Below are 18,605 nucleotides of genomic sequence, written 5' to 3' on the forward strand. Positions count from 1 at the left end.
CCTCAAACAATTGCGGATGACGGTTACGCGTATCAAATAACAGCCTAGCGTTAATTAAATTAACCTAAAGCTTTTTCAGCAGCTTCTACAGTTTGACGAATCAAAGTTGTAATAGTCATTGGACCAACACCACCCGGTACTGGTGTGTAAGCAGAAGCAATTTCTTCAATACCTTGTAGTTGAATATCACCTACACCACCGCCATCACGAGGATGGAAACCAGCATCTACAACCACTGCACCTTGTTTAATCCAATCTTTTTGGATAAGTTCAGCTTTACCAACTGCACCGACAATAATATCGGCTTGTTTCACAAGCTCAGGTAAGTTTTGTGTGCGTGAATGGCAAATCGTTACTGTTGCATTCGCTTGCAAAAGCATCATTGCCATTGGTTTACCTAAAATTGCTGAACGACCGACTACAACCGCATGTTTACCAGCAATTTCGATATTGTTTTCTTTTAAAATGGTCATGATGCCTGCAGGAGTCGCTGAACCATATGCAGCTTCACCCATAGCCATACGGCCAAAACCAAGACAAGTTACACCATCAACATCTTTAGCTAATGAGATTGCATCGAAACATGCACGCTCATCAATTTGCTCTGGAACTGGATGTTGTAAAAGAATGCCGTGTACATCTGGGTTAGCATTAAGTTTTTCAATTTCAGCTAATAATTGTTCTGTTGTCGTTTCTTGTGGCAATTCAATTTTTAAAGAGTCCATGCCTACTCGACGGCAAGCATTTCCTTTCATGCGTACATAAGTTGCAGATGCACCATCATCCCCAACTAAAATAGTCGCCAAAATTGGGGTACGACCTGTTTTAGCTTTTAAAGCTTCAACACGTACTGACAAATTTTCTTCAATTTGCTTTGCTAATGCGCGACCGTCTAAAACCAATGCCACAGCACATCTCCAAGGTAGACATGAATTTAATGTGCCAATAATACATGATTATTTGGACAAATTTATTCTAGATGTTGCTTTTATGTTCATCTTATCTCAAAACAGTATTGTTTTTTTTGTAAAGGTTGCTAATATGTGCATCACCAAATGTAGGCGGGGTGGCAGAGTGGTCATGCAGCGGACTGCAACTCCGTGGACGCCGGTTCGATTCCGACCTCCGCCTCCAAATTTGGTAAAGCCCGGGTGGTGAAATAGGTAGACACAGGGGATTTAAAATCCCCCGCCCACAAAGCGTGCCGGTTCGAGTCCGGCCCCGGGCACCATTTTCTAGTACAGAAATTGGTGTCGTAAAGAATCCAGCGAAAGCTGGTTTTTTTATGTCTAAAAAAAGGATACTTATTAGCATCCCTTTCTCGCCCCATATATTTAAGCAGTTTTTTGCTTATCTTTTTCAGGTGTTAAATTCGCATCCAACACCAATTGATAACCTCGACTAGAATCTACTTTATATTCTGCATTTTTAATTGAATCTACAAAAATCCAATCCGACAGCACCTGCTTATCATCTAGTGTAACCATCAAATAACCACGCTGATTTAAATTACAATATGCCAATTCATCGATAAGCGTCGTAAAGGCAAATTCAAATTGCTGCAACTGAGCTAGCGGAATACTTAAATATTTTTCAAGACCTGGTGAAGAAACCGAACTTGTCGCCAGTTCAACACCGACATATTCACCCTTTTGGCTATATAAGTAAGATGTCCACGCATTATGGGTATCGCCCGCCAAAACAATAATTTTCTTATTAAACTCAGCCAATTTGCCGTACAAAAACTCTCGCTCAGCATAATAGCCATCCCAAGCATCAAGGTTATATGGAACTAAAGTTGTGACTCGCGCTTTTTCTTGAACAGTTAAAGTTGGATCACCCTGCTCTAATCGTAATTTTAATGTGACTAATTCTGTAATTTGAGCAGTCATTTTAGCTAACGTATCAGGCGAAGTTCCGCCTGAAGTAATTTGCCCCAGCGATACCAATAACTCAGCTGGAATCCACATTTTACTCATTAAGACTTGCTGACCAATCACATTCCATGTTGCTGTAGATTGCTTTAATTTATCGACCAGCCAATCCCTTTGCGTATATCCCATTAAAGTACGCTTTGGATCTGTTAAATCAGCCTGAAACTTTTGAGCATCTAAACCAGAAGCTATCATATAGTCTTTATATTCGAGCTGTTTATCTCGCGCAATAATACGTGTATCTAACATGGTTAATTGAACCAGCGAACCAAAGTTAAACTGACGATAAATATTTAAATGATCGGTACTAGAGATTGGGCGAATCGGCATCCATTCAAAATAAGCTTGTAGAGCAGCTAATTTACGCTCCAAGAAAGGACCCTCATTACTTTGATGATTCTCTGCACCTTCTCGCCAAGTATCATTCGCTAACTCATGGTCATCCCAAATTACAATAAAAGGATGACGCTGATGAACCGCCTGCAAGTCTTTATCTTGACGATAGAGCGCATAACGTTTGCGATAATCATCTAATTTAATAATTTCTTTATTATTATCGGACGGTAAAGTACGGCCCAGCTTTGCAGCATCTTCTGTCGCATATCCATCAGCCCCATATTCATAAATATAATCGCCCAAATGAATGACTACATCCACATTCTGTTTTGCCATTTCACGATAAACGTAAAAATAACCCGCAGGATAATTAGAACAAGAACATACTGCGAAGCTGACCTTATTGGTAGTTACAGGTAATGTTTTTGTTTGCCCTACTGGCGAGACTTTGCTACCAAATCGAAAGCGATAATAATAAGTCGTACCCGCTTGTAGACCTGTTGCATCCACCTTCACGGTAAAATCGTCAGTTTTAGTCGTTTGAACCGTACCAGTCTTTAAATTCTGCTTGAAGTGATCATCGGTAGCAATTTCCCAAGTAACTCTAAGACGCGCATTAAGGTCTAATGGTGTTAATCGTGTCCATAAAATTATTTTATCTTGCAATGGGTCGCCGCTCGCAACTCCATGTAAAAAATCTGCTTGTGTTTCTGAACCCTCCTCATCGGAACCATCATTACACCCCGTAAAAGCTACAGGCAAAGATAGCGCGCCAAAACCGAACAGACTTTTTTGAATTAATTCTCGGCGTGAAATTTTTTCTGACATAAAATTACCTAAGTTTTAAGCAATGAGTGTCTTAAATTTAGGAAGATAAGATGAACAACTGATCTCAGTTTAATGAACAAATCATGACATAAATTGGTTAATTTATATAAATACCACAAGAACTGATTGAAAATAAAGCAAACTCTCTGATTTTCTCTTGCCAATCGCGCACTTGTCCTCTATTATTGCGCACATGCCCGGGTGGTGAAATAGGTAGACACAGGGGATTTAAAATCCCCCGCCCACAAAGCGTGCCGGTTCGAGTCCGGCCCCGGGCACCATTTTCAAATATTGAATTTGGTGCTACAAAGAATCCAGCGTATGCTGGTTTTTTTATGCCTAAACAAAATGAATTTTATGATAAGAATATTATTACTCGTTTACACTACCCTTTTTATAACAAAGGTTTATGCCACTGATCTTTTCTCTGGGACCCTTTCTTTCAAAGACAACCATTGGTATTTTTCACGTTGCTCTATTACCAAAGATGATTATTTAGTTAAAGCACCCGAACAGATAATAGATAAATTTAAAACGCTGGAACAAAAACGAGAAACTTATTGGGTCAGTTTGTTAGCGGACGCAGATTATCAAGAGAATGGTGTTTTAATTTTAAAAGTTAAAGAAATAGACGAAATACATTTAAAGGCATCTTGCCACTTATTAGATGCATTTGAAGATATTGAAAATCGAGAGTAATCACCACTCTCGATTCATAACCAGCTCTTCCATTTCTAGATCTAAATATCCAGCTTCCTGTGCTACCATCATCATTGCTTCAGCAATATAGTCAGCAGCACTATCATCTAACGAAGAATCTAGATCTTCGAACTGAGGTTTCATCTCATTAATTTCAATCACAGTTTGATGAGCATATCGATAGATATCCTGCTCAGCTAAGGCAGGCTTCTGAACTTTTTTAGCAAATTGTTCAATGAGCTGCTTTAGTTCAGCGACCAAAATATCTGGATAATATTCATCATCAAACATCGGGAGAAGTAAGTCTTCGAACATACAAAAGTTTACACAACAGCAAAAACTTGCCGCTTATAACATATTTTCAAAAGAATAACGATATTTTTCCCTGACTCAATCATCTAGCTCATTAAATTAATGAGCTACTACCTGATTTTTATAAAGCCTACTTTATTAAGCTTGTATCATCGCCTTCCAAACTAGAATTGCATCAGTCATTGCTTTGACATCATGCGCTCTAACAATGGATGCTCCTTGCTGAATACTAAGTAAATGCCCCGTAACGCTTCCTACCGCACGCTGGTCTGCAGTTGCACCCTTTAATGCTTCACCAATAAAACGTTTACGAGAAAGGCCAGATAAAATCGGATAACCCATTTCACCAAGCTTCCAAAATTCTTTGAGTAGTCTTAAGTTTTGCTGCGCATTTTTTGCAAAACCAAACCCAGGATCAATAATAATATTATGTTTTTTCACCCCCGCATTTAAAGCTTCATTCACGCGCTGCTGGAGCTCCGCTATAACATCTAAGGTTACGTCCGCATATTGGTCTAACTGATTCATTGTAGTCGGTTCACCACGCATATGCATGATCACTACGGGTATATCCAGATCTGCTGCCGTTTTTAAAGCATTGGGACGAGTAAGCGCACGTACATCATTCCAAATATGTGCTCCTGCTTCTTTCGCTGCACGAATAACATCAGGCTGACTTGTATCAATTGATAGAACAATATTATGTTTAGCTAAAGCTTCAACTACGGGCACAACTCTTCGTATTTCTTCTTCTACGCTTACTTCAGAGGCTCCTGGACGGGTAGACTCACCACCAATATCAATAATGGTAGCGCCTTGCTCTACCATGGCTAGCGCATAAGCAATCGCTTGATCTACTTGATTATGCTTTCCACCATCACTAAAAGAATCTGGTGTGACATTTAATATGCCCATAACGTGAGGCTGTGATAGATCTAACTGAAGCTGTCCACACTGTAAAATCTGTTGAGGCAAAGGCATTAGTTGCATAAAAAGCTCCAGTTTAAAATCAGGCTGTATTTTAGCAATTATCATCTATATATGGTGTTGATTTGTTTTTAGCTTTTAACAAACTCAAACCCATAAAAAAAGCCACATGACTGTGGCTTTTTTAATTAACTAATTATTAGTTCATTGCTGGCAATGGTGGTGGTGTAGATGGACCATCTTTTGGTGGTTCAAATGCAGCCACTGGATTTTCAGCAACATATACTTTAGGCGGTTGTGGCTCACGGCCTTCCATAATGTCACGGATTTGATCACGATCAATAGTTTCCCATTCCATCAAAGCTTTTACCATCGCATGTGCAATATCTTTATTACCTTCTAAGATATTACGTGCAACTTTATATTGCTCATCAAGAATACGGCGTACTTCTTCATCTACTAACTGTTGAGTTGCTTCAGAAATCGTACGGCTTCCTACATTACCAAAGAAACCATTTTGGTTTTCATCTTCGTAAACCATTACACCCATTTTGTCAGACATACCATACTTCGTAACCATTGCACGCGCCATTTTAGTAGCTCGCTCAAAGTCATTTGAAGCACCAGTAGATTGCTGTTGGATAAATACTTCTTCAGCAATACGACCACCAAACAAAATTGCAATTTCGTTTAGCATCTTGTCTTTATAGTGGCTAATTTGGTCTTGTTCAGGTAACTGCCAAGTTACACCTAAAGCCCAACCACGCGGCATAATCGTTACTTTATGAACAGGATCTGTACCCGGTAAAATCTCGGCAACAATCGCATGACCAGCTTCATGATAAGCAGTTGCACGACGTTCTTCTTCACGTAAAACCATCGATTTACGCTCTGGTCCCATGTAGATTTTGTCTTTTGCATCTTCAAAGTCATGCATGTCGACCGTGTTCTTATTACGGCGTGCAGCAAATAATGCAGCTTCGTTAACAAGGTTTGCTAACTGTGCACCAGAGAAACCTGGAGTACCACGAGATAGAACTTTAACATCCACACCCGTAACTGAAGGTAATTTTTTCAAATGTACATTCAGAATCTGCTCACGACCACGAATGTCAGGCAAACCTACCATTACTTGACGGTCAAAACGACCTGGACGCAATAATGCTTTATCCAAGACATCAACACGGTTCGTCGCAGCAATTACGATTACACCTTCGTTACCTTCAAAACCATCCATTTCTACGAGCATTTGGTTTAAGGTTTGCTCACGTTCATCATGACCACCACCTGTACCTGAACCACGGTGACGACCTACTGCATCAATCTCGTCAATAAAGATAATACAAGGCGCATGACGCTTCGCTTGCTCGAACATATCACGGACACGGGACGCACCCACACCCACGAACATTTCGACAAAGTCAGAACCTGAAATGCTGAAGAAAGGAACTTTAGCTTCACCAGCAATTGCTTTGGCTAATAACGTTTTACCAGTACCCGGAGGACCAACCATAAGTACGCCACGAGGAATAGTAGCGCCCAAACGTTTGAATTTTGCAGGGTCTTTTAAGAAATCTACAATTTCAACAACTTCTTGTTTTGCTTCATCACAGCCGGCAACATCAGAAAAATTAACTTTGATTTGGTCTTCAGAAAGCATTTTTGCTTTCGACTTACCAAAACTCATCGGTCCATTTTTTCCGCCTGCACCACCACCCATGTTACGCATAAAGAACATGAATAACAGAATGATTAACAGTACAGGGAAACTAGCAATGAGAAGTTGCATCAAAATGCCTTGACGTTGAGGAGCTGTTCCCTCTACAACAACATTTTGCTTATTTAAGCTCGGCATAAGCTCAGTGTCTTCAACTTGCGGACGAACAGTTTCAAACTGTGATCCGTTAGTTTTTTCACCATTAATATTTAAACCGTCAATTGTGACTTGCTTAATTTGGCCAGCATTCACCGCTGCAACGAAATCTGAGTATTTCATCGCAGTAGGCTTATTGCGGTCACTGATATTACTGAAAATTAAAATCAGAACACCAAGTATTATTAGCCACAATACGGCATTCTTGAAGTAATCGCTCAAAGCTTTATTCCCATATCGATCTAATTTGATCATGCCCAATCTTGGCTGATCGTCATAAAAACAGCAACTGTATTGCTTGCGGATAACCTAAAAGTACAAAATGCACAATTTTTAGGAGCTTGGCAAGTAAACTTTATTGCAATGCTTTCTTACGCCCTTGTCCAACCAAAAAAACTTCTTTAGAGCGCGCCCGAGAAGCTGCTGGTTTTGCTGTCTTTAACACATCAAAACTATCAACCACTTGTTTACGAAACTCATCAAATCCTGCGCCTTGGAACACTTTAACCACAAACTGTCCATTAGGACCAAGAACCTTTTGAGCAAAATCTAAAGCCAGTTCACATAAGTAAATCTGTCTAGGTTGATCAACAGCCCTATTACCTGATGTATTGGGGGCCATATCAGAAATTACAATGTCTACTTGTCGCCCATTTAAAATATTTAACAATTTTTCAAATACAGCTTCTTCTCTAAAGTCGCCTTGTAAGAAAGTGACATCAGGCAAAGCATCCATCGGCAAAATATCGGAAGCAATCACTAAACCTTTGCTACCCACAAGTTTTCCAGCAATTTGAGACCAGCTACCAGGAGCTGCACCCAAATCGACTACCGTCATGCCGGGCTTGATCAACTTATATTTTTCTTGGATTTCAAGAAGTTTATATGCTGCTCGCGCACGATACCCTTCCTTTTGTGCTTTTTTTACAAAAGGATCGTCTAGATGTTCCCTCATCCACGCACGACTACTTTTCGACAATTTCTGGTTTGTAATGCGTGTTGCCATAACTCACTAAATATCAAAAAAACTTCTGATCGTTCATTGTACGTGAAAATTACTCTCATTACAGTACGGATGTAGCGTAATCTCACCAAGTTTTACAGTTTTTTTCCAATAATGTTGATCGATTATTTATACAGTTTTTCGTACATCTGAATTTAAGTTTTTTGCTATACTAAGTCGTTTTTAAAATCAGGTATTTTTAATGGCCGCTTTATCTATCCATGAACGTAAACGTTTACGTCAAATTGGTCATGTGCTTAATCCGGTTGTCATGATTGGTGGACAAGGCTTAACAGATGCTGTTATCGAAGAAACTCTTCGTGCTTTAAACGACCACGAACTTATCAAAGTTAAAGTTGCTGGTGAAGACCGTGAAGCACGTACTGCTGTAATTGATGCAATTGTAGAAGCGACTGGCGCAGAAGCTGTGCAAAAGATTGGTAAAATTGTTTTACTTTACAAAAAAGCAGCTAAGCAAAACCAGCATTTGTCTAATCTTGTTCGCCACGCTCATTTAGCAAACTAAGTTGATTTGACAAACTATGGCAAGTTACGAACTTTCAGCTTTTGATCGTTTTCATGCTGTTTCTGTTGTTGGCGCAATTGAACAGCAAGCACCGCACACCTTAAATGTCGGTTTTTGGATTCGTGATCCAAATCAACTCATTGTCTGGCCCCAAGAAGTCGCGGCTCATCCTCGTCAGGATTTTTTGTGGGAAGAAACTTGTTTCGAAATTTTTGTTGGCGTGCATGATGAAGATTATTATCGGGAAATTAACCTTTCCCCTTCTCAAGCATGGCAGTCTTATCAGTTTGAAGAATATCGCTATCCAGAAAGTATGCCTCCCCTTGCTGCTTACGATATTGAACTGAACCATCTCAAGCGTACTCATTATGGCTTAAATGTTAGTCTTGATTTGGGACAATTTATGCAACAGCATCGCTTGAAATGGGCAAACCTTTATTTAGGTTTAACTGCAGTTTTAAAAACCAAAGAAGGTATGCAGTACTATGCAATGCAGCATAGTGGAAAAAGTGCAGATTTCCATAATAAGCGTGACTGGTTACATCAGTTTTAAAAGTAAAAAAGCGAGAAATTAATTCTCGCTTTTTTATAGCTAGCTAAAAGCTAAGATCATTAGTTATCTCTTGCTTTATTCCAAGCTTCAACTGCATTATTTTTAGTACGCTTAATACTTTCACTTAAAGAATCTTTGTGCTTCAAAGAAATCTGGCTAATATCCCCTTTAAGTTCTTTACTGACTTTAGTCAAATCTTCGATAAGCGCGTTAATTTCTGCTTTCAAAGCATTTTTAAGTTCAGATAATCCTTCTTGTGAGGTGCTAAACTGAGCTTTAATCACATCAAGACGTTGTAGAATATCTTGTTTAATTTGAACAAATTGATTTTGAATATTCTTGTTTAACTCATGAGTTTCAGCTTCAATTTTTTCTTGAGTTTCGCTTAAAACTTCTTTGACCTGCTCTTGAGTTTCAGTAATAGCTTCTTTCACCTGAGTTTTCGCTTCTGTAGCAACTTCTTTAATCTGCTCAGTTTTCTCGGCAACACTTTCTTTTACTTGCGCAGTTTTAGCAGTTACTGTTCTTTTCGCTTTAGTTGTAGTAGCAGCTACGGTTTCTTTCACTTCATTCACCTCAGCTTTTACTGAATCAACGACTGCTTGAGCTTTCTCGCTCACATCTTTTGAAACTTGATCATTACTCATGCTATTTCCTCATATTGTTTATTTTTTTAACTAGCAATACAATAAATCCAGTTCTAAAAATTCAGCCAGCAAATTGTTAGACAATTTATCAAAAGTAACTGATTCGGATGAGCGGATAATTTTTTTGTAAAAATCAAGCAATGAATTATGTTTTTTAGCAGAAAATAAATAGACTTTTTGAGGTTCCATGCGTATAATGCGCTGTTAAGTTACAAGCGAGCAGACCGATAGGGAGGGGCATGTTTTATCACAACATCGCCTATCTTTTTTGGGTCTACTCGCTTTTTTACAGCCGAAATTCAGGAGCTTTGGTTTGAGCACCCCCGCCATTTTAGCCCTCGCAGATGGAACGATCTTTAAAGGAACGTCAATCGGCGCAACGGGAAGTACGACTGGAGAAGTCGTTTTTAACACAGCCATGACAGGCTATCAAGAAATTTTGACTGACCCAAGTTATGCACAACAAATTGTGACATTAACTTACCCTCATATCGGAAACACTGGCTGCAACGCAGAAGACGTTGAATCTGGTCGTATCCATAAAGTATGGGCGAATGGTTTAATTATTCGTGACCTTCCTCTACTACACAGTAACTTCCGTGCTGAGCAGTCTTTGAGTGAATATTTGCAAGAACACAATGTTGTTGCAATCGCGGATATTGATACACGTAAATTAACACGTATTTTGCGTGACAAAGGTGCACAAAATGGTTGCATCCTTGCTGGCGAAAATATTACCGAAGAAGAAGCAATTGCCAAAGCTCGTGCTTTTGGTGGCTTAAACGGTTTAGACCTTGCAAAAGAATGTTGCGATCCAACTGGTTTTGAATGGTCTGAAGGTTCATGGACTCTAGGCCAAGGCTTCTCTCAACCTGAATTAAAATATCATGTAGTTGCATACGATTACGGTGTCAAAACCAACATCTTGCGTATGCTTGCAGACCGCGGTTGCAAATTAACCGTTGTACCTGCAGAAACTCCGGCTGAAAAAGTATTGGCACTTAATCCGGATGGCGTATTCCTTTCAAATGGCCCTGGCGATCCAGCTGCTTGTGATTATGCAATCGAAGCTGTAAAAACTATTGTTGAAACCACAACATTACCTGTATTTGGTATTTGCTTAGGCCACCAAATCTTGGCACTCGCTTCTGGTGCAAAAACTGTAAAAATGAACCATGGTCACCACGGTGCTAACCACCCTGTACAAAATCTTGAAGATGGTACAGTGATGATTACTTCACAAAACCATGGTTTCGCTGTAGATGCTGAAACTTTACCGGCTAACTTAAAAGCAACGCATAAATCATTGTTCGATGGCACCTTACAAGGGATTCACCGTACAGACAAACCAGCTTTCAGCTTCCAAGGTCACCCTGAAGCAAGCCCAGGTCCACATGATTGTGCCCCATTGTTCGATCATTTTATCGAACTTATCGAAGCATCTAAACAGTAATTAAGGAGCGAATAATGCCTAAACGTACGGATATTAAAAGCATCTTAATTATTGGTGCTGGCCCGATTGTGATTGGTCAGGCATGTGAGTTTGACTACTCAGGTGCTCAAGCGTGTAAAGCGCTTCGTGAAGAAGGCTACCGTGTTATTTTGGTTAACTCGAACCCAGCAACCATTATGACAGACCCTTCAATGGCTGATGCAACTTATATTGAGCCAATTACTTGGCAAACAGTTGCACAGATTATTGAAAAAGAACGTCCAGATGCAGTATTGCCAACTATGGGTGGCCAAACTGCGTTGAACTGTGCACTTGCACTTGATGAGCACGGCGTTCTTGAAAAATATAATGTTGAATTAATTGGTGCAACTAAAGACGCAATTGAGAAAGCCGAAGACCGCAAACTCTTCGATATCGCTATGCGTAAAATTGGCTTGGAATGTCCAAAAGCTGCCATTGCCGAAACAATGGAAGAAGCTTTAGAAATCCAGTCACGCTTTGGTTTCCCGGTAATTATCCGTCCATCATTCACAATGGGTGGTTCGGGTGGCGGTATTGCATATAACCGTGAAGAATTCCTTGAGATTTGTGAACGTGGTTTTGACCTCTCTCCTACTCACCAGTTATTGATTGATGAATCTTTAATTGGTTGGAAAGAATACGAAATGGAAGTTGTTCGTGACAAAAACGACAACTGTATTATCGTATGTGCGATCGAAAACTTCGACCCGATGGGCGTACACACTGGTGACTCAATCACTGTAGCTCCAGCTCAAACATTAACTGACAAAGAATACCAATTGATGCGTAACGCTTCGGTTGCAGTTCTTCGTGAAATTGGTGTTGAGACAGGTGGTTCTAACGTTCAGTTCGGTATTAACCCGAAAGACGGCCGTATGGTTGTTATCGAGATGAACCCTCGTGTATCTCGTTCATCTGCACTTGCTTCTAAAGCAACAGGTTTCCCGATTGCTAAAATCGCAGCAAAACTTGCTGTTGGTTATACACTTGATGAATTGAAAAATGACATCACTGGTGGCGTAACTCCTGCAAGCTTCGAACCATCAATTGACTATGTTGTAACGAAGATTCCTCGTTTTAACTTCGAGAAATTCCCGCAAGCAGAACCAGTTCTTACCACTCAGATGAAATCTGTTGGTGAAGTCATGGCAATTGGCCGTAACTTCCAAGAATCTGTGCAAAAGGCATTACGTGGTCTTGAAGTTGGTGTAAGCGGTTTTGATGAAAAAATCGAAGCCGGTGCAACAAATGCAAAAGAAATTATTCTAAAAGAACTTAAAGTTCCGGGTCCTGAGCGTATCTGGTACGTAGCGGATGCTTTCCGTCATGGTTTCTCTTTAGATGAAGTTTTTGAAGCGACTAAGATTGACCGCTGGTTCCTTATCCAAATTCAAGACATCATTAAAACTGAAGCTCAAGTGAAAACTTTAGGTTTTGGTGACTTAAACGCTGACAACATCCGTTCGTTCAAGCGTAAAGGTTTATCTGACCTTCGTATTGCTCACCTCATGGGCATTTCACAAAAGCAATTCCGTAAACAACGTTGGAACTTGGGTGTTTATCCAGTTTACAAACGCGTTGATACATGTGCAGCAGAGTTTGAATCTGGTACTGCATACATGTATTCAACTTACGATGAAGAATGTGAAGCAAATCCATCAAACCGTGACAAGATCATGGTCATTGGTGGTGGTCCAAACCGTATTGGTCAAGGTATCGAATTTGACTACTGCTGTGTACACGCTGCATTAGCTATGCGTGAAGACGGTTACGAAACAATCATGGTGAACTGTAACCCTGAAACTGTTTCTACCGACTATGACACATCTGACCGTCTATACTTCGAGCCTGTAACACTTGAAGATGTACTTGAAATCGTACGTACAGAGAAGCCTAAAGGCGTAATCGTACAGTACGGTGGTCAAACTCCGCTTAAATTGGCACGTGCTTTAGAAGAAGCAGGCACTCCAATTATCGGTACATCACCAGATGCGATTGACCGTGCTGAAGACCGTGAACGTTTCCAACAAATGATTCAACGTTTACAGCTTCGTCAACCAAACAACAGCATTGTAAAATCTGCTGAAGAAGGTATCTCTGAAGCTGCAAAAGTAGGTTATCCGCTTGTTGTTCGCCCATCTTATGTATTAGGTGGTCGTGCAATGGAAATCGTATATAACGAAGAAGAACTTAAACGTTACCTTCGTGAAGCAGTTCAGGCATCTAACGAAGCCCCTGTTCTTCTTGACCGTTTCCTAGATGACGCAACTGAAGTTGATGTTGACTGTGTATCTGACGGTAAAGACGTTGTGATCGGCGGTATCATGCAGCATATCGAACAAGCGGGTATTCACTCAGGTGACTCTGCATGTTCAATTCCTCCTTATTCTTTATCAAAAGAAATTCAGGATGAAATGCGTCGTCAAACGATTGCGATGGCAAAAGAACTTGGTGTTGTCGGCTTGATGAACGTTCAGTTCGCTGTAAAAGGTGACGATATTTACGTTCTTGAAGTTAACCCACGTGCTTCACGTACAGTTCCATTCGTATCGAAGTGTATTGGTGATTCTTTAGCGAAAGTTGCTGCGCGCTGTATGGCAGGTCAATCTCTTGAGTCTCAAGGATTTACTAAAGAAATCATTCCAACTCACTTTGCTGTGAAGGAAGCCGTTTTCCCATTCGCTAAATTCCAAGGCGTAGACCCTATGCTTGGACCTGAGATGAAATCTACAGGTGAAGTGATGGGCGTAGGTAAAACATTTGGTGAAGCATTCTATAAAGCTGTTTTAGGCTCAAATGAACGCTTACCTGGTTTACCAACTGAAGGCGAAGTAAAACATGCTTTCTTATCAGTACGTGAATCTGACAAGAAATATATCGCTGATATCGCTAAGAAATTAGTTGAATATGGCTTCAAGCTTGTGGCAACAGGTGGTACTTACCAAGTGCTTAAAGAAGCAGGTTTAGAATGCGAATCTGTAAATAAAGTTACTGAAGGTCGTCCACATATTGTTGACCGCTTGAAAAATGGTGAAATACACCTTATTGTCAATACCACTGAAGGTAAACAGGCTCAATATGACTCTGCAATGATTCGTCGTGCTGCCCTACAAGGCAAAGTGTATTACACAACGACTATCAATGGCGCAGAAGCTGTTTGCCAAGCCTTTGCTGTGAAATTGCCAATGGATGTATACCGCTTGCAAGATTTAACTGTAGGTTAATTTTTTTACCGATAAGTCCCGTCACCTTATCGGTGGCGGGATTTTTTCATTTTTTTAACTGTGTTTTCTCAACTTAAGAGGGACCGAAATGCAACGTTATCCAATGACCCCTGAAGGTAAAATCGCCTTAGAGAAAGAATTACAACATCTGAAATCTGTTGAACGTCCACGTATTACTCAAGCGATTGCTGAGGCACGTGAACATGGGGACTTAAAAGAAAATGCAGAATACCATGCTGCTCGTGAACAGCAAGGTTTCTGTGAAGGACGCATCCAAGATATCGAAGGAAAATTGGGTGCTTCACAAGTCATCGATGTTAAGGACTTAGAACAAAACGGTCGTGTTGTATTCGGTGTTACGGTAACGATTGAGAACCTTGATACTGAAGAACGCAAGACTTATAAAATTGTTGGTGATGATGAAGCTGATTTTAAAATCAATAAAATCTCAGTGAACTCACCAATCGCACGTGGCCTTTTGAGCAAGAGTGAAGGTGATGAAGTAAAAATCGTTACTCCTCAAGGCGAAGTGGAATATGAAATCGTAAGTGTAGAATATCTTTAATTTATAAATAGATATACTGAAACTATAAAACCCCTCAATTGAGGGGTTTTTTATATTTCAAACAATTATTAAAAAAGTTCACTATGCATTTTTAAAAAGCCTGATGCAAAGATTTTAAAAGCATTTAAGGCTTCAGGAAGTACCTGTTCAGGATATTCACTAGAAGCTACCCATAATGCTGCGTTCATGGCAGCCCCATTTAAAAGCACTGCTGCCGCTTCTGGGTCTACAATTTTAATTTGTTCTGCTGTCAATAGCTGTTCAACGCACTTACGGGTAGACTGCAGACATCTGTTTTGACTTGGCCAATGCGCTGGATCGCCCAGCACTGCAGGTCCATCACGTAACACAATACGCTGAAACTCAGGATTTAAAGCATTTTGAATATAGGTCTGCCCTTCAAGTAGCAATCCTTCCCAAAGATCATCAGGCTGCTCTAAATGCTGCTGGGCATATTCTGCCATTTGTGAATCAATTTGATCGACCACTGCAGCAAATAAACCGCGCTTATCACCAAAATGATGGTACAGCGCCCCACGGGTCAACCCTGCTTCTGCCGTGAGTTTATCCATTGAAGTATCTGCATAGCCATATTCAGCAAATGCACGACGTGCTACTTCAATCAGTTTCTTGCGGGTTTCCGCCATCTTTTGTTCACGAACAGACATGTATTTCACCAGCTAATCATCACAAAAAATTTTAATTGACATACGCCTCGTATGTCAAGTATGTTTACATACGTGGCGTATGTGAAACCTGAGCGACATTTACTGATTGGTATTTAAATACTGAAGGAGAACAAACCTGATGAGAACTGCAATATTTCCTAAAGACCGCCATACCTTATATGAACAGCATGGTTATTCAGCCGCAATTCAATCGAAAGATTTACTCTTTGTTTCAGGACAGGTTGGTAGCTTGGAAGATGGCTCACCTGTACCTGATTTTGAAAAACAGGTGATCCAAGCTTTTAAGAACTTAGCAGAGACACTGAAAGCAGCTGGTTGTACTTTCCATGATATTATTGATGTCACCACCTTTCATACCGATCCAGAACGGCAGTTTGAAAGCATTATGAAAGTTAAAAATCAGATCTTTACACAAAAGCCTTATCCTAATTGGACCGCTGTGGGCGTAACTTGGTTAGCAGGCTTTGATTTTGAGATTAAAGTTATTGCACGTATTCCTCATAATAATTAGTTCAAATTAGCCCCTCTTTTAATATTCGATTCACTGGCTGGGCTGAGATTATGGGTTCAGCTTGAATCGCAATTCGGTATAATGGCGTATTCTCTTTTTATATTTCCCTTATGGCTGAAAAGTTAATTGGCTCCCCTGTTCGTCATTGGTGCGAATTTGAGTTTATTTCCAAAACTGTGAGAAATCCAAATATCCATATTAAAGGAAATTATTCTTACTATTCGGCCTATTGGGATCAAGGCTTTGAGCGTTGTGTAGTACGTTATTTACATGACAAGCTCTCTACTCCAGACAAGCCAATTGATCAACTTTATATTGGTAATTTTGTTTGTTTTGGTGCTGAGTGCGTGATCATGATGGGTGGCAATCAGCTTCATAGACCCGACTGGATTTCAACTTTTCCTTTTGATACTCGTAGTTTTTTGGCGGCTGGTGATACTATTATTGCTGATGGCTGCTGGATTGGTAGCCGTGCAATGATTATGCAAGGTGTCAAACTAGGTGAAGGCGCAGTGGTCGCCACTGGAGCCGTAGTAACTAAAGATGTTCCTCCCTATGCAATTGTAGGTGGAGTGCCTGCGAAAATTATTAAATATCGCTTTCCTCAAGAACAAATCGACAAACTACTTGCTTTAAAACTTTATGATTTAGATGAGAAGCAAATTTTGAAAATACGTGAATATCTTCAAACTGACGATATTGATGCTTTATCTACACATATAGAAAATTTGCGCAATTTATAAAAATTTATCTAAAAAATTTGTTGTTATAAAATCACAAATGATTACGTGCTTGAATTTAAATCGTCAAAAAATAAGTATAAAGTATTAATAAATAAGCATCATTACAATAAGGAAAATACTCATGTTATATCAACATATTTTGGTACCAATTGACGGTTCTGAAACTTCTATGGTCGCCATGAAAGAGGCCATTAAGCTGGGAAAAGCGTTAAATAGTAAAATTACAGTTGTACAAGTGATGGCACTTGACCCATTTATTGCTGATGTCTACGTAAAAACTGGCCAAACTAATGATTTGATTGAACGCACAAGAACTTATTTACTCGATATTTTAGAACACGCAAAACAAGAGTTTGCCAACGAAGGCATTACCGTTGAGACTAAACTGCTGGAAGGTTTTGTTGTACATGAGGAAATCATTCAGGCTGCCCAAGACTTAAATGCAGATTTGATTGTAATGGGCTCTCATGGGCGCACAGGAGTCCGAAAACTTGTGTTAGGAAGTGTTGCACAAAAAGTTTTAGGGGAAAGCCATATTCCTGTGTTAATTGTTCGCTAAAGTGAGAATGCCTGTCTGGCTAAAGTGAGCAAGATAGGCTTCTATTTCTTAAAAGGCATAACCTCTTCACGCGATTGCTCAACCGTTATCGTTTTTTTACTTTTGAAAGCTTCCCAAGAATAATTTTTATAATTTAATTGCCATAAATAATATGGTTGCCCCACATCTTTAAATTGAATGTTTAGTATCATCCATGCCTCATCATGACAATGGGGCGATTTTTTATAATCTTGTTCTGAAAAACATGCTCGAATCATTTCTCGTGAAGAAAAAGCAATATCTTTTAGTGCAACTTGATACTCCCCATGAGGTTTGAGCTTAATGAAGTCAGCATTTTCCTCAAAACGCCCTCCTCCTGAGTAACCAGTAAACCATCTATTAACTACTGCGATTGCAAACTCATTTTTATTTAATGGATATAAAGCTGGAAAGATTTGTAATCCATCTGGTGCCAAATCATCGGTGTGAGGCTCTTTATTATGATGTTGATAATCTTTAAATTCCCATTGATCAACTACTTTATATTGATTATTTTGCTTCTTAACCTGAACAATTTGTGGACTTTCATCTATTAGGTAATAAATCGAATCTTGCGTATTTTTTCCCTTCCACAGGATAGCTTCACCACTGCATTTCTGTTTCAGTTGCTTGCATATCAAATCTATGTCTTGCTGAGAAGCCTTTATATTTGCAAAAGGTTGAGTTGAAATATCCTTTTCAGCATAACTCACCTGTGCCATCAAACTTAAAAGTAATACTGCTCCGCTACACCATTTATTATTCTTTTGCATGTGTATTTACTCTCTAACTTAAATATTAAGGCTGCCAAGCAAACTGCTTTAAGTCAACTTTACCATTTAACAAATAGACACCTTCAGCTTCCAATTTTAATTGCTGAATATTTTCACCTTTTTCATTAAATTTACTTAGGCTAATTTTGCCTTGAGAATTAATTACACGATACCAAGGAACTTGATGATCAGCTTCAAGATGTTTCAAAACATAGCCGACTAATCTTGCATGTTTTGGTAATCCTGCCATACGAGCCACTTGTCCATAGGTTGCAACTTTTCCGTAAGGAATCAAAGCAATGACTTCTAAAATTTGCCGATGTAGTTCATACTGAGTTGTCAAAATGGACTCCATAAAAATTGACATCATTCATATCATATAAAAAATTTTGAACAAAACTAAATGCAATC

General features: G+C 39.6%; 20 protein-coding genes and 3 tRNA genes. 12 read left to right on the top strand and 11 right to left on the bottom strand.

Annotated features, from left to right (window positions below; translation table 11 throughout):
* Positions 1-59 precede the first annotated feature (59 nt).
* A complete protein-coding gene (gene folD, locus AW165_RS02720; RefSeq protein WP_002115552.1) occupies positions 60-908 on the bottom strand; it encodes a bifunctional methylenetetrahydrofolate dehydrogenase/methenyltetrahydrofolate cyclohydrolase FolD in 849 nt (282 codons plus the stop codon).
* Positions 909-1,060: 152 nt separating this feature from the next.
* On the opposite strand from folD, the gene AW165_RS02725 reads away from it, so the two are divergent.
* Positions 1,061-1,134: transfer RNA gene (locus AW165_RS02725), tRNA-Cys, on the top strand.
* Positions 1,135-1,145: 11 nt separating this feature from the next.
* Positions 1,146-1,231 (top strand) — tRNA-Leu (locus AW165_RS02730).
* 103 nt (positions 1,232-1,334) lie between these two features.
* Here the strand turns inward: AW165_RS02730 and AW165_RS02735 are convergent.
* Positions 1,335-3,098, bottom strand: a complete 1,764-nt coding sequence (locus AW165_RS02735) for an alkaline phosphatase D family protein (protein WP_060464901.1) — start codon at positions 3,096-3,098, stop codon at positions 1,335-1,337.
* A 195-nt stretch (positions 3,099-3,293) separates the two neighbouring features.
* Between AW165_RS02735 and AW165_RS02740 the strand changes: the two genes are divergently transcribed.
* Both AW165_RS02740 and AW165_RS19610 read left to right on the top strand, forming a co-directional pair.
* Positions 3,294-3,379 (top strand) — tRNA-Leu (locus AW165_RS02740).
* Between the two features lie 40 nt (positions 3,380-3,419).
* Positions 3,420-3,797: a hypothetical protein gene (locus tag AW165_RS19610; protein ID WP_416202383.1), complete on the top strand. Its 378-nt coding sequence runs from the start codon at positions 3,420-3,422 to the stop codon at positions 3,795-3,797.
* Here the strand turns inward: AW165_RS19610 and AW165_RS02750 are convergent, their stop codons facing one another.
* The 4 genes from AW165_RS02750 to rlmE form a co-directional block, all read right to left on the bottom strand.
* Complete coding sequence (locus tag AW165_RS02750) at positions 3,798-4,112, bottom strand: DUF5713 family protein (protein WP_005067609.1); 315 nt, start codon at positions 4,110-4,112, stop codon at positions 3,798-3,800.
* 135 nt (positions 4,113-4,247) lie between these two features.
* A complete protein-coding gene (gene folP / locus AW165_RS02755) occupies positions 4,248-5,099 on the bottom strand; it encodes a dihydropteroate synthase (RefSeq protein WP_060464902.1) in 852 nt (283 codons plus the stop codon).
* Between the two features lie 136 nt (positions 5,100-5,235).
* Entirely contained in the window at positions 5,236-7,131 is a 1,896-nt protein-coding gene (gene ftsH / locus AW165_RS02760; RefSeq protein ID WP_005803954.1) for an ATP-dependent zinc metalloprotease FtsH, read from the bottom strand.
* A 133-nt stretch (positions 7,132-7,264) separates the two neighbouring features.
* Complete coding sequence (gene rlmE / locus AW165_RS02765) at positions 7,265-7,915, bottom strand: 23S rRNA (uridine(2552)-2'-O)-methyltransferase RlmE (RefSeq protein ID WP_000235573.1); 651 nt, start codon at positions 7,913-7,915, stop codon at positions 7,265-7,267.
* A gap of 199 nt (positions 7,916-8,114) precedes the next feature.
* Between rlmE and yhbY the strand changes: the two genes are divergently transcribed.
* Together yhbY and AW165_RS02775 are read left to right on the top strand one after the other, a co-directional pair.
* Entirely contained in the window at positions 8,115-8,438 is a 324-nt protein-coding gene (gene yhbY, locus AW165_RS02770) for a ribosome assembly RNA-binding protein YhbY (RefSeq protein ID WP_002115576.1), read from the top strand.
* A gap of 16 nt (positions 8,439-8,454) precedes the next feature.
* Complete coding sequence (locus AW165_RS02775; protein ID WP_002115550.1) at positions 8,455-8,991, top strand: DOMON-like domain-containing protein; 537 nt, start codon at positions 8,455-8,457, stop codon at positions 8,989-8,991.
* Between the two features lie 59 nt (positions 8,992-9,050).
* On the opposite strand, the gene AW165_RS02780 is transcribed toward AW165_RS02775, so the two are convergent.
* Together AW165_RS02780 and AW165_RS18995 are read right to left on the bottom strand one after the other, a co-directional pair.
* Positions 9,051-9,638, bottom strand: coding sequence for a hypothetical protein (locus AW165_RS02780; protein ID WP_005072962.1), 588 nt, complete (start codon positions 9,636-9,638; stop codon positions 9,051-9,053).
* Positions 9,639-9,668: 30 nt separating this feature from the next.
* Positions 9,669-9,827, bottom strand: coding sequence for a hypothetical protein (locus tag AW165_RS18995; protein WP_002115567.1), 159 nt, complete (start codon positions 9,825-9,827; stop codon positions 9,669-9,671).
* A 124-nt stretch (positions 9,828-9,951) separates the two neighbouring features.
* On the opposite strand from AW165_RS18995, the gene carA reads away from it, so the two are divergent.
* The 3 genes from carA to greA all read left to right on the top strand — a co-directional run bounded on the left by carA (position 9,952) and on the right by greA (position 14,901).
* The gene (gene carA, locus AW165_RS02785; protein ID WP_005067597.1) at positions 9,952-11,091 is read left to right on the top strand and encodes a glutamine-hydrolyzing carbamoyl-phosphate synthase small subunit; all 1,140 of its coding nucleotides are present in this window, start codon (positions 9,952-9,954) and stop codon (positions 11,089-11,091) included.
* 14 nt (positions 11,092-11,105) lie between these two features.
* The gene (carB, locus tag AW165_RS02790; protein WP_032057423.1) at positions 11,106-14,336 is read left to right on the top strand and encodes a carbamoyl-phosphate synthase large subunit; all 3,231 of its coding nucleotides are present in this window, start codon (positions 11,106-11,108) and stop codon (positions 14,334-14,336) included.
* 88 nt (positions 14,337-14,424) lie between these two features.
* Entirely contained in the window at positions 14,425-14,901 is a 477-nt protein-coding gene (gene greA / locus AW165_RS02795; protein WP_002115570.1) for a transcription elongation factor GreA, read from the top strand.
* Positions 14,902-14,969: 68 nt separating this feature from the next.
* Here the strand turns inward: greA and AW165_RS02800 are convergent, their stop codons facing one another.
* Positions 14,970-15,569: a TetR/AcrR family transcriptional regulator gene (locus tag AW165_RS02800; RefSeq protein ID WP_060464903.1), complete on the bottom strand. Its 600-nt coding sequence runs from the start codon at positions 15,567-15,569 to the stop codon at positions 14,970-14,972.
* 139 nt (positions 15,570-15,708) lie between these two features.
* Here AW165_RS02800 and AW165_RS02805 point away from each other — a divergent pair, with 139 nt between their 5' ends.
* The 3 genes from AW165_RS02805 to AW165_RS02815 all read left to right on the top strand — a co-directional run bounded on the left by AW165_RS02805 (position 15,709) and on the right by AW165_RS02815 (position 17,403).
* A complete protein-coding gene (locus AW165_RS02805) occupies positions 15,709-16,101 on the top strand; it encodes a RidA family protein (RefSeq protein WP_081410500.1) in 393 nt (130 codons plus the stop codon).
* A 110-nt stretch (positions 16,102-16,211) separates the two neighbouring features.
* A complete protein-coding gene (locus AW165_RS02810) occupies positions 16,212-16,844 on the top strand; it encodes a CatB-related O-acetyltransferase (protein WP_060464905.1) in 633 nt (210 codons plus the stop codon).
* Between the two features lie 121 nt (positions 16,845-16,965).
* Positions 16,966-17,403 (top strand): universal stress protein, encoded by a 438-nt coding sequence (locus AW165_RS02815; protein ID WP_060464906.1) that lies wholly within the window; start codon positions 16,966-16,968, stop codon positions 17,401-17,403.
* Positions 17,404-17,444: 41 nt separating this feature from the next.
* Here AW165_RS02815 and AW165_RS02820 read toward each other — a convergent pair whose 3' ends face one another.
* Positions 17,445-18,194 carry a hypothetical protein gene (locus tag AW165_RS02820; protein WP_060464907.1) on the bottom strand — a complete coding sequence of 250 codons (750 nt, stop codon included), beginning with the start codon at positions 18,192-18,194 and terminating at the stop codon, positions 17,445-17,447.
* A 25-nt stretch (positions 18,195-18,219) separates the two neighbouring features.
* Positions 18,220-18,549, bottom strand: a complete 330-nt coding sequence (locus AW165_RS02825) for an MGMT family protein (RefSeq protein WP_002115572.1) — start codon at positions 18,547-18,549, stop codon at positions 18,220-18,222.
* Between the last annotated feature and the right edge of the window lie 56 nt (positions 18,550-18,605).

It is taken from the genome of Acinetobacter sp. LMB-5 (assembly GCF_001541635.1).
GTDB classification, from domain to species: Bacteria; Pseudomonadota; Gammaproteobacteria; order Pseudomonadales; family Moraxellaceae; genus Acinetobacter; species Acinetobacter pittii.

Coding starts and splice junctions, on each gene's coding strand:
- rlmE (WP_000235573.1), bottom strand. CDS start 7,915: ATGGCAACACGCATTACAAACCAGAAATTGTCGAAAAGTAGTCGTGCG.
- AW165_RS02780 (WP_005072962.1), bottom strand. CDS start 9,638: ATGAGTAATGATCAAGTTTCAAAAGATGTGAGCGAGAAAGCTCAAGCA.
- AW165_RS02805 (WP_081410500.1), top strand. CDS start 15,709: ATGAGAACTGCAATATTTCCTAAAGACCGCCATACCTTATATGAACAG.
- AW165_RS02775 (WP_002115550.1), top strand. CDS start 8,455: ATGGCAAGTTACGAACTTTCAGCTTTTGATCGTTTTCATGCTGTTTCT.
- AW165_RS02800 (WP_060464903.1), bottom strand. CDS start 15,569: ATGTCTGTTCGTGAACAAAAGATGGCGGAAACCCGCAAGAAACTGATT.
- AW165_RS02825 (WP_002115572.1), bottom strand. CDS start 18,549: ATGGAGTCCATTTTGACAACTCAGTATGAACTACATCGGCAAATTTTA.
- AW165_RS02820 (WP_060464907.1), bottom strand. CDS start 18,194: ATGCAAAAGAATAATAAATGGTGTAGCGGAGCAGTATTACTTTTAAGT.
- AW165_RS02810 (WP_060464905.1), top strand. CDS start 16,212: ATGGCTGAAAAGTTAATTGGCTCCCCTGTTCGTCATTGGTGCGAATTT.
- AW165_RS19610 (WP_416202383.1), top strand. CDS start 3,420: ATGCTGGTTTTTTTATGCCTAAACAAAATGAATTTTATGATAAGAATA.
- greA (WP_002115570.1), top strand. CDS start 14,425: ATGCAACGTTATCCAATGACCCCTGAAGGTAAAATCGCCTTAGAGAAA.
- AW165_RS02815 (WP_060464906.1), top strand. CDS start 16,966: ATGTTATATCAACATATTTTGGTACCAATTGACGGTTCTGAAACTTCT.
- carB (WP_032057423.1), top strand. CDS start 11,106: ATGCCTAAACGTACGGATATTAAAAGCATCTTAATTATTGGTGCTGGC.
- AW165_RS18995 (WP_002115567.1), bottom strand. CDS start 9,827: ATGGAACCTCAAAAAGTCTATTTATTTTCTGCTAAAAAACATAATTCA.
- AW165_RS02750 (WP_005067609.1), bottom strand. CDS start 4,112: ATGTTCGAAGACTTACTTCTCCCGATGTTTGATGATGAATATTATCCA.
- yhbY (WP_002115576.1), top strand. CDS start 8,115: ATGGCCGCTTTATCTATCCATGAACGTAAACGTTTACGTCAAATTGGT.
- folP (WP_060464902.1), bottom strand. CDS start 5,099: ATGCAACTAATGCCTTTGCCTCAACAGATTTTACAGTGTGGACAGCTT.
- AW165_RS02735 (WP_060464901.1), bottom strand. CDS start 3,098: ATGTCAGAAAAAATTTCACGCCGAGAATTAATTCAAAAAAGTCTGTTC.